The organism is Methylomonas koyamae, assembly GCF_006483455.1.
GTDB lineage: Bacteria > Pseudomonadota > Gammaproteobacteria > Methylococcales > Methylomonadaceae > Methylomonas > Methylomonas koyamae_B.
In genome coordinates, this window is sequence record NZ_PPPU01000012.1 from 180,825 (window position 1) to 194,726 (window position 13,902).

17 protein-coding genes are annotated in these 13,902 nt (G+C 55.7%); 10 read left to right on the top strand and 7 right to left on the bottom strand.

Annotated features, from left to right (window positions below; genetic code table 11):
* Positions 1 to 65 precede the first annotated feature (65 nt).
* Positions 66 to 941 (top strand): protease HtpX, encoded by an 876-nt coding sequence (htpX, locus tag C2U68_RS06865; RefSeq protein ID WP_186289519.1) that lies wholly within the window; start codon positions 66 to 68, stop codon positions 939 to 941.
* A gap of 47 nt (positions 942 to 988) precedes the next feature.
* Complete coding sequence (locus tag C2U68_RS06870; protein WP_140911768.1) at positions 989 to 1,216, top strand: DUF2835 domain-containing protein; 228 nt, start codon at positions 989 to 991, stop codon at positions 1,214 to 1,216.
* Positions 1,217 to 1,241: 25 nt separating this feature from the next.
* Here the strand turns inward: C2U68_RS06870 and C2U68_RS06875 are convergent, their stop codons facing one another.
* Together C2U68_RS06875 and C2U68_RS06880 are read right to left on the bottom strand one after the other, a co-directional pair.
* Positions 1,242 to 2,003: a diguanylate cyclase domain-containing protein gene (locus C2U68_RS06875; protein WP_140911769.1), complete on the bottom strand. Its 762-nt coding sequence runs from the start codon at positions 2,001 to 2,003 to the stop codon at positions 1,242 to 1,244.
* Positions 2,004 to 2,261: 258 nt separating this feature from the next.
* Positions 2,262 to 3,374, bottom strand: coding sequence for an NADH:flavin oxidoreductase/NADH oxidase (locus C2U68_RS06880; protein WP_140911770.1), 1,113 nt, complete (start codon positions 3,372 to 3,374; stop codon positions 2,262 to 2,264).
* A gap of 261 nt (positions 3,375 to 3,635) precedes the next feature.
* Between C2U68_RS06880 and C2U68_RS06885 the strand changes: the two genes are divergently transcribed.
* From C2U68_RS06885 to C2U68_RS21125, 3 genes are all read left to right on the top strand, one after another.
* Complete coding sequence (locus C2U68_RS06885; RefSeq protein WP_140911771.1) at positions 3,636 to 4,316, top strand: hypothetical protein; 681 nt, start codon at positions 3,636 to 3,638, stop codon at positions 4,314 to 4,316.
* 17 nt (positions 4,317 to 4,333) lie between these two features.
* Positions 4,334 to 5,002 (top strand): hypothetical protein, encoded by a 669-nt coding sequence (locus C2U68_RS06890; protein ID WP_140911772.1) that lies wholly within the window; start codon positions 4,334 to 4,336, stop codon positions 5,000 to 5,002.
* A gap of 210 nt (positions 5,003 to 5,212) precedes the next feature.
* On the top strand, positions 5,213 to 5,362 hold the full coding sequence (locus C2U68_RS21125) for a hypothetical protein (protein WP_186289520.1): 150 nt from the start codon (positions 5,213 to 5,215) through the stop codon (positions 5,360 to 5,362).
* Positions 5,363 to 5,420: 58 nt separating this feature from the next.
* On the opposite strand, the gene C2U68_RS06895 is transcribed toward C2U68_RS21125, so the two are convergent.
* Positions 5,421 to 6,371 (bottom strand): hypothetical protein, encoded by a 951-nt coding sequence (locus C2U68_RS06895; RefSeq protein ID WP_186289521.1) that lies wholly within the window; start codon positions 6,369 to 6,371, stop codon positions 5,421 to 5,423.
* Positions 6,372 to 6,492: 121 nt separating this feature from the next.
* Entirely contained in the window at positions 6,493 to 7,083 is a 591-nt protein-coding gene (mobA, locus tag C2U68_RS06900) for a molybdenum cofactor guanylyltransferase MobA (RefSeq protein WP_140911773.1), read from the bottom strand.
* 17 nt (positions 7,084 to 7,100) lie between these two features.
* Here mobA and C2U68_RS06905 point away from each other — a divergent pair, with 17 nt between their 5' ends.
* From C2U68_RS06905 to C2U68_RS06920, 4 genes are all read left to right on the top strand, one after another.
* Positions 7,101 to 7,559 (top strand): DUF302 domain-containing protein, encoded by a 459-nt coding sequence (locus C2U68_RS06905; protein ID WP_140911774.1) that lies wholly within the window; start codon positions 7,101 to 7,103, stop codon positions 7,557 to 7,559.
* A gap of 30 nt (positions 7,560 to 7,589) precedes the next feature.
* Positions 7,590 to 7,991: a hypothetical protein gene (locus C2U68_RS06910; RefSeq protein ID WP_140911775.1), complete on the top strand. Its 402-nt coding sequence runs from the start codon at positions 7,590 to 7,592 to the stop codon at positions 7,989 to 7,991.
* Between the two features lie 93 nt (positions 7,992 to 8,084).
* Complete coding sequence (locus tag C2U68_RS06915) at positions 8,085 to 8,615, top strand: hypothetical protein (protein WP_140911776.1); 531 nt, start codon at positions 8,085 to 8,087, stop codon at positions 8,613 to 8,615.
* A gap of 6 nt (positions 8,616 to 8,621) precedes the next feature.
* A complete protein-coding gene (locus tag C2U68_RS06920; RefSeq protein WP_140911777.1) occupies positions 8,622 to 10,373 on the top strand; it encodes an LTA synthase family protein in 1,752 nt (583 codons plus the stop codon).
* Here C2U68_RS06920 and C2U68_RS06925 read toward each other — a convergent pair.
* Together C2U68_RS06925 and C2U68_RS06930 are read right to left on the bottom strand one after the other, a co-directional pair.
* Positions 10,336 to 10,956 (bottom strand): alpha-ketoglutarate-dependent dioxygenase AlkB family protein, encoded by a 621-nt coding sequence (locus C2U68_RS06925; protein WP_140911778.1) that lies wholly within the window; start codon positions 10,954 to 10,956, stop codon positions 10,336 to 10,338. The genes C2U68_RS06920 and C2U68_RS06925 overlap by 38 nt on opposite strands.
* An 18-nt stretch (positions 10,957 to 10,974) precedes the next feature.
* Positions 10,975 to 12,636: a putative transporter gene (locus C2U68_RS06930; RefSeq protein WP_140911779.1), complete on the bottom strand. Its 1,662-nt coding sequence runs from the start codon at positions 12,634 to 12,636 to the stop codon at positions 10,975 to 10,977.
* 134 nt (positions 12,637 to 12,770) lie between these two features.
* Between C2U68_RS06930 and C2U68_RS06935 the strand changes: the two genes are divergently transcribed.
* Positions 12,771 to 13,340, top strand: a complete 570-nt coding sequence (locus C2U68_RS06935) for a c-type cytochrome (protein ID WP_140911780.1) — start codon at positions 12,771 to 12,773, stop codon at positions 13,338 to 13,340.
* 34 nt (positions 13,341 to 13,374) lie between these two features.
* On the opposite strand, the gene C2U68_RS06940 is transcribed toward C2U68_RS06935, so the two are convergent.
* Positions 13,375 to 13,890, bottom strand: a complete 516-nt coding sequence (locus tag C2U68_RS06940) for a hypothetical protein (RefSeq protein WP_140911781.1) — start codon at positions 13,888 to 13,890, stop codon at positions 13,375 to 13,377.
* Positions 13,891 to 13,902 lie beyond the last annotated feature (12 nt).

Consider the following 13,902-nt stretch of genomic DNA (forward strand, 5'->3'; position numbering starts at 1 on the left):
CTTGAATTTAATCTTTTGGCGCCCCAAATCGCCACCACACCATAACAACACAGGAAAGTTACGCCATGATGAGAATATTGCTGTTTTTGGCTACCAACGTGGCCATCATGATTGCGATCAGCATCATTTTTAACGTTTTAGGCTTGAAAGGCGCGCTGGATGCTCAAGGCGTAAATCTGAATATCGAAGGTTTGCTGGCGACTTCCGCCGTGTTCGGTATGACCGGTTCGGTCATTTCGCTGTTCATGTCGAAATGGTCGGCAAAAAGCGCGATGGGCGTGCATGTGATCGAGCAGCCGCAAAACCAGACCGAACAGTGGTTGGTCAGCGTGGTAGCGCGCCAAGCGCAAATGGCGGGTATCGGCATGCCGGAAGTCGGTATTTTCGACGCGCCGGAAGCCAACGCCTTCGCGACCGGAGCCAATCGCGACAACGCTTTGGTCGCGGTCAGTACCGGTTTGCTCAGGAGCATGAATGCCGACGAAGTCGAAGCGGTGGTCGGCCACGAGATCAGCCATGTCGCCAACGGCGATATGGTGACCATGGCCTTGATGCAGGGCGTGGTCAACACCTTTGTCTATTTCTTCGCCACCATCATCGGTTATGTGGTCGACCGGGCGGTGTTCAAAACCGAACGCGGTTACGGCCCGGCGTACTACATCACCCAAATGGTCGCGCAAATTGCGTTGTCGATTTTGGCTTCGATGCTGGTGATGTGGTTCTCGCGTTACCGCGAATTCCGCGCCGATGCTGGTGGTGCCCAATTGGCCGGCCGGCAGAAAATGATCAGTGCCTTGCGCGCTTTGCAGCGTGCGCACGAACCCGCGCAATTGCCCGGCGAGTTGGCGGCATTCGGGATTAACGGCGGCGGCGTGCAACGTCTGTTTATGAGCCACCCGCCTTTGGAAGAGCGGATCGCCGCATTGCAAAACGCTCGTTAAGCGATTTAAGGGCCGGTCCGGTCGTCGCTTCCGGGCCGGCCTTGTGTATGGTCAACCAATTCATCCGCTTTAGACTCGATCTGAGTTACGATCGGTTTCTGGCTGTTTATCAAGGTCACGCCAAAACCATCAGCGTTCTAGCCGACGACGGCCGGCGAATTCAGTTTCCGGCCGGCAATATTCAACGTTATCTCACCAAAAACGGCATTCAGGGCTATTTCGAAATGGAACTGGGGCCGGCTAACAAATTCGTCGCACTGCGCCGACTGGACTAGCCCGGCCTCGATCCCGCAACCGGACTCAAGCCTTGGCGGCCTTCGCCAGGTACATGGCTTGGTCGGCCTGTCTGATCAACTCGTCCCAGGATTGTTTGCCGCGGCGGTAAATCGCGGTGCCGATGCTGACATCCAGCGTCAGGTAGCCAATGGCCGAGGCGTAGGGCGCGATCAGGTTTTCGTAGACTTTGTCGATTACCGCGTTTAACTGTGCCGAATTTTCGATGTCGGTCAGCAACACCAAAAATTCATCGCCGCCGTAACGGCAAGCGGTATCGCAATTGCGGATGCAGGTTTGCAGCCGGTTGGCGACCTCGGTCAACAGACGGTCGCCGGCGGCGTGGCCTAAGGTGTCGTTAACGGCTTTGAAATCGTCCAGATCGATGAACAACAACGCGAGTTGCGATTGTTGACGGTTTGTCCGAGCCATCGCTTGCTGCAGCCTGTCTTGCAGCAATGTCCGGTTTGCCAGGCCGGTCAGTGCGTCGTGATGGGCCGCATGTAAGGCCTGGTGGTAATGTTCACCGGCTTCTTGCAATTGTTGGCTGAGTTCGGCTCGGTCGGCATTCAACGCTTCGATTTGACGTTTCGCGTCGGCCAGTTGGCGTTGGCTCAAAGCCAGGGCTTTCTGCAATTCGGCGATTTCCGCGAAGTTTTGGTTCAGCGGTTCGCATTTGCCGGGAGCTGTGCCGCACGAGGTTGGCTTCAGCCATTGCGAGGCCGCAATATTGTCGGAACAGGAAAATGCTGGAATCGGGTTCAAAAAAAGATTGGGTTCGTTTTTCATGGTCAGCTCTGTCGGTAAAGGGATTGTGTAGGCCGTTTTCCGGCGACTTTTTTACCGTATCGATCAAGAGCCGTGCCATTGCGGATTTAATCGAATCAAGATGCTGCAATTCATTGAAATGAAATTGTTTTTATTGTAAGGCGTGGCGGGAACGCTGCTCCGGCAACCCTAGGATTGGCGCAACGGAGACGAAATATCGCTAAGCGCACGATATTTCGTATTTTTAACGCGGTCTAGCGCTTGGCCTTGACGGGCAAGTTAGCGTTGGCGAAACCGGATGTCGCCGAACAGTTGCTTCAATTCTCTCGGTTGGCAGCGCCAATATTGCCGTGGCGCGTCAACCTGTGCGCCGAGTTTCGCCGCGGCATGCCAGGGCCAGCGCGGATCGTACAGAATGCCGCGAGCGATCGCGACCAAGTCGGCCCGGCCTTCGGCAATTATGGCTTCTGCCGCTTCTGCTTCGGTAATCAAACCCACTGCAATCGTCGGCAACCCGCAGCCGGCACGAATCGCTTCTGCCAACGGCACTTGGTAGTTGGGGCCTAACGGGATTTTCTGTTGCGGCGACAGGCCGCCGCTGGAGACGTGAATGAAGGCGCAACCGCGCGCTTTCAATTCGTTGGCAAACACGATGCTTTGCTCGACATCCCAGCCGCCGGCCACCCAATCGGTGGCCGAAATCCTGACTCCGATCAGTATTCGCTCGGAAACCGCGCTACGCATCGCCGCAAATACCGCCAGCGGAAAGCGCATCCGGTTTTCCAGCGAACCGCCAAATTCGTCATCCCGCAGGTTGGCCAGCGGCGACAAAAACTGGTGTAACAGATAGCCGTGTGCGGCGTGGATTTCGATCGCGTCGACGCCGATCTGTTGCGCCCGTTGTGCCGCCGATACGAAAGCCTGCTCGATTTGCACCATGTCGAGCTGGCTCAGTTCCTGAGGTGGCATATCCTCGGGCATGAAAGCCAGCGGAGACGGGGCGACCGGCTGCCAGCCGCCGTCGTTTGCGCCCAACGGATGGCCGCCGTCCCATGGTGGCGCGGTAGAGGCTTTGCGGCCGGCGTGGGCGATTTGAATCGCAATCGGCATCGGCGAATAGCGCCGAATCGAATCCAGGATTTTACCCAAGGCCGCCGCGCAGGCGTCGGACCAAAGGCCGAGGTCGGCCGGCGAGATGCGGCCGCGGGCTTCGACTGCGGTGGCTTCGATGATCAGCAGCCCGGCGCCGGACAGTGCCAGATTGCCGAGATGGATCTGGTGCCAATCGGAGGCTATGCCGTCGACGGCCGAATATTGGCACATGGGGGCGATCACAATCCGGTTGGGCAAGGTCATCGGGCCTAAACAAAACGCTGTGAACAGTTGGCTCATGGCTTACGTCGGGAAAGTCTTGGTCGGTGAGGCGTGAGTCTATGGGCTGGCGGAGGGATTGGCAATATTGCCTGGCAATACTGCCACACCTGTCATTCCGCTGCCAGTGATGTCATTCCGGCATATTGGAAAAATTGATTGTGAACGGAGTCAAATAATTGATTCTAAAAATTTTATAGATATTGGCACAGGGCGTGCTTTGTATAGGGTTAAGGAATTCGTTCCGTACTATCCAACGTTATATTACTGATGCAAAGAAGGATGAAAAAAGTGGACAAATATTTGCCTGGATTACGCTTAGTCTTAATCGCCCTATCCCTAACCTTGTTTGCGGAACATGCTGTCTCCGCGAAATTAATCGACGACTTTTCCGATTTTCAAGCAGTCGATAACGGTAGCGACGGTCCGGTGGCCATCGTCGGTTCCGGCTTGAATGGTATTACCCGCACGCTGACCGCGACCCCGTTTTCGAATGGCGATACCTCCGAGGTGGTGGTTGAAGCGGGTTTGCTGACCGTCAGCAACGGTCCGAGCGGTGGTATTGCCAGCGTTTTCTATAGCTTCGACACGACTGATCTGGCCTCATTGGCGGGTGCATTTACGTTTGCCACCGAATTTATGGATTTGAGCCACCAAGTGCAGTTGATTGCCAATGGCAGCTCGATTTTCGGCTTTACCGATTTGGGGCTCGGCCAGCATGTCATCGCCTTTACCCAGTTTTCCGATCCCGGCGTGTTTTCCAATTTGAATAGCCTAGAACTCAAATTTCAAGGAAGAGATGCTTGGGATGCGCAATTCAAGCTGTTAGCAACTTCTAACAACACGGTACCCGAGCCGCCGGTAGTCGCTCTGTTAGCGATCGGATTGCTGGCGACCAGCTTCAGATCGCCGAAAAAAAGTGTTGCTCTTCAAGCTGTGAAGCGCGAATCCATTTCCGTTTAACGTCAGGACTATTCCCCATGTTTATAAAAGCCTTGAAATCCAGTTTGTCGGCGTTGTCGCTGCTCTGCACCCTGTTTATCACGCCTTATGCTGATGCCAGCGTTTTGACGATCGATAATTTTAGCCACGCCCAGACGGCGATTGACCGAGGCAATTCGGTCGGTAGTCCGACTACCGTCAATCAATTGACCGGTACCGATTTGACCAATGCCTCGCGTACCTTTATTGCCGTAGCCAGCGGTACGACATATGCCAATAAGGAAGAAATCGTTTCCGGCGGGAATGTATTGAAAATCGTCAACGGTGGTACTTCGGCCGGCACGGCGTCTATTGTTTGGAATTTCGATCCGATCAACTTTAAGGCTTATGGCAACGCGATTTTGTTGGAGATATTGAGCATTGATTTGGGCGTAAAAGTTGAAATGGTCGCGAACGGAACTTCGACTAGCGGTGTGCAAAGTTTCAGCGGTCCAGGAAATTTTTGGCTCGGGTTCGACGCATTCAGCAATCCCGCCGTGTTTTCCAGCGTCAATAGTTTTCGCCTGAACTTTTCCGGCCCGGCAGCTTGGGACGGACAATTCCGGGTGTTGGCGACCACTACTCCGGTGCCCGTGCCTGCGGCATTCGTGTTGATGGGTAGCGTACTGTTGGGCGGACTCGGCATCCGGCGTCGACCAGGCCGCTAATTTCAGCCCCTAAAAAACCAGGCCCTGGGTTACAGGCCTGGTTTTTTGTTGTCTGCAGAATCACGTCGCTGCCCTTGTAATTTTCAGTACTGGGGGTGGAGCGCAGGCAATTTAGGTTTGGCATTGGACAAGCCTGTTTTACGCGGTAATTTCTTCAGTTAGCAAGGCTTTGCCTTGATAGAAAAATAACCGATTGCAGGGGAGAAACTTATGGGACCGTATTACCGCGCAACATCGCAAACCACAGGAGCGTTTTTCGACACGTTTTACCAACACCCGATTTTGATGTTGTTTCTGGTCGCCGGTGTGGTTGGCTTAGGTGTCTGGTTTTGGCGAAAATCCGGCAAGCCGTCCGCCTAGCATGGTGTTGCCGGCGGGTGAGTAATGGGCGAACGCTTTATCGCCGTACCGGCGATTGCTATTTAGACGGTTTCCGTTGGCTGTTGCGCCAAAAGTAAAACAAAGCCAGTGCGGTGGCGAGAGCTAACGCTGACAGCATGAATCTCGGCTCGGCTACCTGCAGAGAACGGTTGTCATCTTTGAATTTAAATTTGGTCAACACCCCTAAAGCCGGGTCGCTGATATCGATAGAGATGGATTTTGCCGGCAGGTTGAGTAGCTGAAGCTCGCTACCGTCGAAAGGTTTGTTGTTACGGGTATCGGTACTGACCATGCCCGGATACAGCGGAGTTTGCGCCAATTGTGCGACACTGAGTTTGCCGGCAATTTCTTGTTCCAGTTCTTTACTGGTTTTACCGTCGGTTTTGATTCGGATCGGAGTTTGACCGTCGATGGCAATTGCGATTTCACCCTGAGAAGCCGAATGCGCTTTTTTGGCGGTGAAGTCGTCCAAATATTCCACGTCGGCGGTATACACCAAATCAATCGCCACCTGCACACCCGCGCTGTTGAAACTTTTATCGGACAAGTCGTACTTAAGTGCTTGATTGGAATAGTCGCGAATCGTGACGTTGGTTACCGAATATCCGGCTTTGTTGGTAATCACCAGTTCTGGCTGTTCCTTGGGTTGGGCCACGGTGACCCCGCGCCAGTTAGGGTCGAGTTGGACCATGCCGTCCTTCATTGCGGTCCACAGCTTTTTGGCTATATAAGCCTCCGGTTTGTCGTGGTCCAATTTTGACGAGTTCAAAAAACTTAAACCGGTGGACCGGTAGGTTTCGCCGTCGTCGATACGCCACTCCACGGTATAGGAGAACAAAGAGTCGCTGGCCCGGCGCGGAAGCCCTGTGTGGATGCGCAGCTGGTCCTGAGCCGCCGCCGTGTTTGCCGCGATGGCGGGTTGGAATTGAACGATGAAAACCGGTAATAGCAGGGCGGGCATGAATTTACGGATCTGTGTGGGCTTCATTTCAATTCCAGGCAATGGCCGTTAAATAATTCAACGTTAGCACAAGCGGCCGGAAAAGACATACTGCACTGTATGTGGGGTAATCCGCGTGGCGCCTCCCCTGAAATTGGTGATGGTCGAGTTAGCCGCGCGATTGCAGGGCTTGCAATTCGACCGGGGTGTTGATGTTGGCAAAAATCTCGGGTGTAGCGCTGAAATCGACTTCCATCAGCGGGTGTTGCCGAAACCAAGTCTGCAATCTACGCTCGCCGCGCAGTAAGTACTCCTGTAAATCGTCGCGTAAATGGGTCTGAATGGCCGCGAACACGGGATGTAAACGCTCGCCGTCGAAAGCTACCGCAATGCCGGCGCTACTGCCGTGTAAGGCCCGCAGCAGCTTTTGCAAATGTTCGGTGCGGACGAAAGGCGAATCGCACGGTGCGGTCAGTAACATGCCCGCCGGTGCGGTTTGCAATGCGGCGAGAATACCGGCCAACGGGCCGTCGAAGTTGGCGCTGGCGTCGCTGATCACCGGGTAGCCGAAGCCGCGGTATAGCTCCTGGTTACGGTTGGCGCTGATCACCAACGTGTCGGTAAGCGGCGCTAACGCCGCCAGCGCATAGCTGACCAAGGGCCGGTTGTCGAACAAAATCAGTCCCTTGTCTTGCTGCTGCATCCGTCGCGCCAAACCGCCGGCCAGCACCACGCCGCTCACTTTGTTTTGCCCGTTCATGATGGTAAGCTTTGCCGATGTTTAACAGAGCCGTCATTTTCGCAAGCTTGCCGCTGATTGCAAGCTGCGCCGGTCCCGCACTGCACACCGAGACGGTGACGTATTACCAGGTCGAGACCAACAAACCTTACGACGAGGTTCTGGCCGAATTGCAGGTGGCGATTGCCGAGCACAACTTTCGGATCACGGGCCATAGCCGGGTCGGCAAGGTGATTCGCGAACGCGGCGCGGAGAATTTTCCCGAATACGACACGCTACAATTTTGCAATTTGACCTTGGCGAAAACGGTGCTCGACATCACGCCGCACGCCATCGCTTATATGCCTTGTAATGTCGTCACCTATCAGTTCGAGGGTAAAACCATCGTGCGTACCCATTTGCTGCCGGAAGATGCCGACAATCCGGCGCTGAACAAATTTGCCGGCGAAATGAACCCGCAATTGAAGCAAATTGTCGATTTCGCCGCCGAACAGTAACTTTTTAACTACAACGAAACAGCCAGCACCATGAAAAACTTTTTGATCCCGATGCTCAGCGCTTTGGTTTTGCTTAGCGGTTGCGCCGTCACCGAACAGAGCGCAAAACCGGATGCCGAAGCTGCCGCGGCCGAGCCTGCGCCAATGGTCAACGATTACCCGACTCGCGACCGAGTCGATTACGTTTTGGAATGCGTCGCAAAACACGGCGGCTTGACCTACATCAGCCAGTACGCCTGTGGCTGCAAGATCGACAAGATCGCCGAGAAATTGAGTTTTGCCGAATACGAAGCGGCCAGAACCTTCAGCCAGATGCAGAAAACCGCCGGAGAAGCCGGCGCCGCGTTCCGCGACCCTAAGCAATCCAAGGATTTACGCACCCGCTTGAAGGAAGCCGAAGCCGAAGCCGAGAAAGCCTGTTTCGTCAAATAAACGGCTCCGCCACTCCAGGGCTTTAGCGTCGCTAAAGCCCTTTTGATTTGCAAATTTTTTCTTGCCTTTTTCGGCATGTCGGGCCTGTCGATCATGTTCAATACCTCCGCGATCCAATATCCTAAATTCAAATTGGCGATTCTGGCATTGCTGGCGCTGAATGCCGTCATCTACGGTTTTACCGATACGCTGACCAGTTTTACCGACGCCTTGGTCTGGCTGGTGTTACTGGTGATTTACGAACTGGAAGCGAATAAGGTCGAGTTGCCGCTGGGGGAAACAGCCATGCGCCGTTTGCGCAGCAGTTTGATCGCGGTGATCGGGTTGGTTTTCGGTAGTTATTGGCGCGATAACGAATGGCTGGATATCGCCAACTCCGCGCTTTGGTTTGGATTGATTGCGATCTTGGAAACCGAAGTCCGCTGGCCGGACTACGTACGCCGCCACGAGCGGCTGTTTTGGCTGGCGACGATTGTGACTTTTGCCGGTCTGCTGGCGATGGCCGGGATCTGGTTGGCGCGGGGCGCCTGGTTGGACGGCTACGACGCGTTGTTATGGATAGTCGCGTTCGGTTCCATCGAAGTCGATATTTTTCATCTGTTAAAACCCAAGCACGCGGTTTAGCCCAGCATGGCCAAGCGCTTGGGTGTATTTGCCTTCCTATTGGCGCCGTTGCTACTGAAAGGCCTGTTCGTAGATCATTTTATCTACGAATACACCGGCACCCGTTTCCTGGGATGGGCCCGGGTGTTGGCTAACGACGCGGTGGTCTATGCGGTATTGCTGTTGCTGCTGTACCTGTCGTGTTGGCCAGGTATTTGGCGTGTGGTTTCGGCACTGTTGCGCCTGCTGGCATTAGTCCTGTTTGCGATTTACTGGATCGATTATTTGGTCATCGCCAATTTCGACACCCATCTGGCACTCGGCGATGCGATCAAATACGCCGGCTATTCGCATAAGTACATTCAGCAAATTTACGGATTACCGGATTGGGCCTTGTGGGGAATCTTGCTGATACTGTTGGCTGCGATTGCCGCGTTGGTCTCGGTACCGTACCGCCTTCCCGCTGAACGCAACCGTAAACTGCCGTTGTTTGCTATCGCCGGGCTGCCGTTAATTTCCGGTTTCACCGATAACGACGTTTACGCCCACGCCTGGATTTATAAAAACGTTTTCGATTACAACCTGACCATACGTTCCGAGGCTGAGCCTTACAGCGCCGAGTTTATCCGCGGCTTTCGCTACGACGAAGCGCAAACTTGCCACGCCGAGCCGGCGCAAACCAAAAACATCGTGATACTGATGGTGGAATCGCTGTCCGCCTACCAAAGCCGTTACTTTTCCGGGATTCGCGATTGGACGCCGCAACTCGATGCGATTGCGGCAAACCATCTGGCGTTTCGTAACTTCTATGCAAACGGGTTCATCACCGAAGACGGAGAAATCGCTCTGCTGACCGGCTTGTCGCCGATCTATTCGCCGTCCAGCTATTCCGACGGCGGTAGCGCGTCTTTTGCCGGGTTTTACGCTGTCGAACAATCGTTGCCGCATCGGCTAAAAGCGCGCGGCTACCGCAGCGAATTTCTGACCAGCGCCGATCTCGAATTCGGCAATACCGGAGTCTGGGCCAACAGCATCGGCTTCGATTACGTCGAGGGCCACGACCATCCCGATTATGCGGGTTGGGAACGGTTTCATTTTCGCGCCGCGCCCGACGCAGCTCTTTACCTGCGGGCGCTGGATAGAATCGCCAAAGCTGGACCACAACCGCTGTTGTTGTTCATCAAAACCGTCAGCACCCACCATCCTTATCTCGATCCGGAAACCAAACAAAAATCGGAAGAGGCCGCGTTTCGTTATGCCGACAAACAATTGGGCCATTTTTACCGGCAATTGCAGGACGCCGGATTTTTTCGCAACGGCATACTGCTGATCGTCGGCGACCACCATTCGATGACGCCATTGAAGCAGGAAGAAGCCGCGCACTTCGGCCATTACAAAGCCTCGGCCAAAGTGCCGCTGCTGGTGGTGTCCGCTAGCGGGCACGCAGACGAGGACCGGCAATTTCAACAGACCGATGTGTTCAATACCTTGCAAGGCATGGTCGACGGCAGCCAATGCAGTAGTGCTTGGCAAGGCGTGTTGTGGGGCGAGCATGCCGCGCCGCCGCGCTTTATCGCCCACCGCCGCGGCGACAATCGCGATAAGGTCAGCGTATTCAGCGACGACGGCGACTATCTGGTGAAACTGGACGGCGATACTACCCGACTTGGTAACGCAGCGGCGGAGCCGGCGTTGAGCCGCATGCTGGTCGACAAGATCAATGCCTTGCGCATCGCCCGGCTCAATTGGCTGGCAAAATCCGCCGAAACGTCAAATTGATCCGTGCTTGTTTGATTTGCCGGGTTTTCGGCAGTTCGTGGCGCCAATGGTGTTGCAGCGCGCCGGCCATCACCAGCAAATCGCCGTTGGCCAATTCGATATCCAGCCGCTGTTTGCTGCGGTTGTGACGCAGGCGGAACAGACGGCTGTCGCCGAGGCTGAGCGATGCGATCAACGGATTGGCGCCCAGTTCCGGCTCGTTATCGGCGTGGCAGCCCATCGAATCGCGGCCGTCGCGGTATAAATTGGCCAGCACGCTATTGAAGCGATTCCGGCAAACCGATTCCAGGTCGGCTTTTATCGCCAATAAAGCTCCGTTCCAAGGCAGCGGAGCGTGGTCGACGCCGGAATAGCGGTAATGGGCGTCCGGATCGCCGTACCAAGCCATCAGCCGCGGCACTGTCAGCAAGCGGCCGAAGATTTGGATTTGCTCGGTTTGCCATGCCAGGCCGTGCAGTAGGTCTTGAAAATAACGGTCGGCGGTATTGCTCGGGTAAAACCCGTGCAGCAAATACAGTTCGCCGTCGCACGGCGCCAGATTTTCGGTGTTGGCCGGCATTGCGGCGGCGCTGTCGCTAATCATGCATCCGCCGAATCAGGCTTAGTTGACCAGTAAAATAATCAATTGCGCGGCTATGATGCGCAAAATCATCACCAGCGGATACACCGTCGCATAAGCCATCGACACCGCCGCCGACGGACTCAGATTGTTGGCGAAGGCCAGCGCCGGCGGATCGGTCATGCTGCCGGCCAACAGACCGCACAGCGACAGGAAATTCAATTTATAGAAGATGCGGCCAACCGCAGCAACGGCCAATAGCGGCAGCAGCGTAATCAGTGCGGCGCAGGCCATCCAGTAAAAACCGTCGCCCTTGACCAGGGTTTCGACGAATTGGTCGCCGGAATGCAGCCCGACGCAGGCCAAAAACAGCACGATGCCGATGTCCTTCAAAATGATGTTGGAGCTTTTCGGCAGATGCCAGGTCATCGCGCCCCAATTGCCGATCCGGCTGAGCATGATCGCCACCAGCAAAGGCCCGCCGGCCATGCCCAATTTGACCGCGGACGGGATGCCGGGCAGATATAGCGGAAAACTGCCCAACAACACGCCCAGCGAGATGCCGATAAAGATCGGCATGATTTGCGGATGGTCCAGTTCCTCTAGCGAATTGCCCAGCGCTTTTTCGATGCTGGTCAGTGCATCCTGGCTGCCGACCACGTGCAACTCGTCACCGAATTGCACATGCACGTGGCTGGTCGGCGAAAATTCGACGTCCGGCCGGTGAATCCGCGAGATCGTGACGCCGTAAAGCAGGCAGAGGTTGCCGATGGTTTCATTGATCGCCGCCTTATTGGTGACCACCAAACGTTTGCTGTGCAGATTGGTGGCAATTTGTTTCAGGTCGATATCCGATTCCGGGCCGATCAGGATTTTTAGTTGCTCCAGCGGTTCGCGCTCGCCGACCAGCCGGATCGTATCGCCGACCGCAAGCCGACTGTCCTGGCCGGCGACGTCGACCTGGCCGTTATGCAGAATTCGGGTCATGACCACGTTCATGCCTTCGAAAAACGGAATCTGGCTCAGCATCAGGCCGTTAAGATTGGGGTTTTCGACTTTCAAGTCCTTCCAGATCGGTACGTGCGCTTGCTGTTGCTGGTTGTCGTCGAACAGCTTGGCTTCGTCGGCGATATCGATCTTGAACAGGCGCTTGTTCAACAGCATCGCCAGAATGATTCCGGCAATGCCGAACGGATAGGCCACGGCGTAACCCAAGCCCGGCATTTTTAGGGTCTGCGGGCTGATATTCGGCAAACTGCCCAAGACTTGTTGGGCCGCAGCCAGCGATGGGGTATTGGTCGTCGCCCCGGAAAACAGGCCCACCGCGACCGGCATCGGAATGTCGCCGACGATGCTGATCAGTACCGCTATCAACGCTCCCAGCAAAACCACGGCGGCGGCCAGCCCGTTCAAGTGCAGGCCGTAACGGAAGAAGGCGCTGACGAAGCTGGGACCGACCTGCAAGCCGATGGCGTAAACGAACAATACCAAGCCGAACTCGCGCAGGAAGTGCATGACTTCCGGATTAATGCTGAGATGAAAATGGCCGAAGATCAGGCCGGAGAACAACACGCCGGCGATGCCGAGCTGGATGCCGGCCAGCGACAAGCGGCCCAGCACCAGGCCGCTGGCGACTACCAGACTGATGATGAGTAGCGTGTGGGGTACGGAATCTTGATTGAAAAGCGATAGCAACCAGGACATGGCCTATTCCTTAGGGATGGGATTTACGGGATTTTAGGTTTGCTTACTCAAAACGGCCTGACTATGATGAGTCTTCCCCGCCGGTGCGAAAGCGCTGACCGGATTGTACAACAAGCCAACCAAGGGTGATCGGGATGAACAATAACTACTACAACATCAAATTATTCGTCATGCTGGGGTTGTTTGCCGCCGGAGCGAATGCGGCGGATATCAATGCCGGCAAAGCCAAGGCGGCGGTTTGCCAGGGCTGCCACGGCAGCGCCGGCGTCAGTAGCAGTCCGCTGTGGCCGAGTTTGGCCGGGCAAGGTGCAATCTACATCGAAAGCCAGTTGAACAAATTCAAGTCCGGCCAACGCGAAAACGAGGTGATGAAACCGATTGCGGCCGGTTTATCGGAAGCCGACATGCAGAATCTGGCGGCTTACTACGCCAGCTTGCCGGGCAAATCGGCGGGTGGCGGGCTTGATGCCACCATGATCGCTCAGGGTAAGGAAAAAGCCGGCATGTGTCTGGGCTGCCACGGCAATAATGCGCAGGGAACCGGAATGGTGCCCAAGCTCGCCGGTCAGCAACCGCAATATCTGGCCAAGCAACTGGCCGATTTCAAGAAAGGTGCGCGCAAGGCTTCGCAAATGAATGCGATGGCGCAATCGTTGAGCGACGACGATATCAAGGCTTTGGCCGCTTATTTAGGATCGTTGTAGCGGCGTTTGCCCCAGCCATTTGTTTGCCGGAGGATCAGCGGTAGGGAGGTGGCGGCGGAGAACCTGGCGGTGGCGGCGGAATTCTCGCCGGAGTAACCCTTTGCGCCGGGGATTGATCAGAAAATTCTGCCGATACCGGAACCTTGTGGCCTTTGCCGTACATGCACTGAACGTAGGCATTGTCGTAGTTTTGTTGGGTGGCATAACCGGCGCGGCGGGCTTCGCCGCTGCCGGCGATGGTGCCCGCCATTAATCCGGTACCGGCGCCGATGGCAGCACCGCCGCCACCGCCCAAAGCCGCGCCGGCAGCCGCACCGACCGCCGTACCAACGGCGGCGCTGCCGATCTGGCTATCCGCGCTGGCTTGATTCGGTGTGGCGCCGACTTGTCCGCCAGCGTACTGTTGGCACAGATAATCGTCCTGGCGGAATTGCTCGAACGTCATGCTGCTGCCGGGCAAGGCCATCACGCTCGGCCCGGATGGCAGGTGGGCGCAGCCGCCGCCCAGCAAAACAATGCCGACCAAGCCGATAACGCCGTTACGTTTCATGACGCGTCTCCA

Coding starts and splice junctions, on each gene's coding strand:
- htpX (WP_186289519.1), top strand. CDS start 66: ATGATGAGAATATTGCTGTTTTTGGCTACCAACGTGGCCATCATGATT.
- C2U68_RS06870 (WP_140911768.1), top strand. CDS start 989: ATGGTCAACCAATTCATCCGCTTTAGACTCGATCTGAGTTACGATCGG.
- C2U68_RS06875 (WP_140911769.1), bottom strand. CDS start 2,003: ATGAAAAACGAACCCAATCTTTTTTTGAACCCGATTCCAGCATTTTCC.
- C2U68_RS06880 (WP_140911770.1), bottom strand. CDS start 3,374: ATGAGCCAACTGTTCACAGCGTTTTGTTTAGGCCCGATGACCTTGCCC.
- C2U68_RS06885 (WP_140911771.1), top strand. CDS start 3,636: ATGAAAAAAGTGGACAAATATTTGCCTGGATTACGCTTAGTCTTAATC.
- C2U68_RS06890 (WP_140911772.1), top strand. CDS start 4,334: ATGTTTATAAAAGCCTTGAAATCCAGTTTGTCGGCGTTGTCGCTGCTC.
- C2U68_RS21125 (WP_186289520.1), top strand. CDS start 5,213: ATGGGACCGTATTACCGCGCAACATCGCAAACCACAGGAGCGTTTTTC.
- C2U68_RS06895 (WP_186289521.1), bottom strand. CDS start 6,371: ATGAAGCCCACACAGATCCGTAAATTCATGCCCGCCCTGCTATTACCG.
- mobA (WP_140911773.1), bottom strand. CDS start 7,083: ATGAACGGGCAAAACAAAGTGAGCGGCGTGGTGCTGGCCGGCGGTTTG.
- C2U68_RS06905 (WP_140911774.1), top strand. CDS start 7,101: ATGTTTAACAGAGCCGTCATTTTCGCAAGCTTGCCGCTGATTGCAAGC.
- C2U68_RS06910 (WP_140911775.1), top strand. CDS start 7,590: ATGAAAAACTTTTTGATCCCGATGCTCAGCGCTTTGGTTTTGCTTAGC.
- C2U68_RS06915 (WP_140911776.1), top strand. CDS start 8,085: ATGTTCAATACCTCCGCGATCCAATATCCTAAATTCAAATTGGCGATT.
- C2U68_RS06920 (WP_140911777.1), top strand. CDS start 8,622: ATGGCCAAGCGCTTGGGTGTATTTGCCTTCCTATTGGCGCCGTTGCTA.
- C2U68_RS06925 (WP_140911778.1), bottom strand. CDS start 10,956: ATGATTAGCGACAGCGCCGCCGCAATGCCGGCCAACACCGAAAATCTG.
- C2U68_RS06930 (WP_140911779.1), bottom strand. CDS start 12,636: ATGTCCTGGTTGCTATCGCTTTTCAATCAAGATTCCGTACCCCACACG.
- C2U68_RS06935 (WP_140911780.1), top strand. CDS start 12,771: ATGAACAATAACTACTACAACATCAAATTATTCGTCATGCTGGGGTTG.
- C2U68_RS06940 (WP_140911781.1), bottom strand. CDS start 13,890: ATGAAACGTAACGGCGTTATCGGCTTGGTCGGCATTGTTTTGCTGGGC.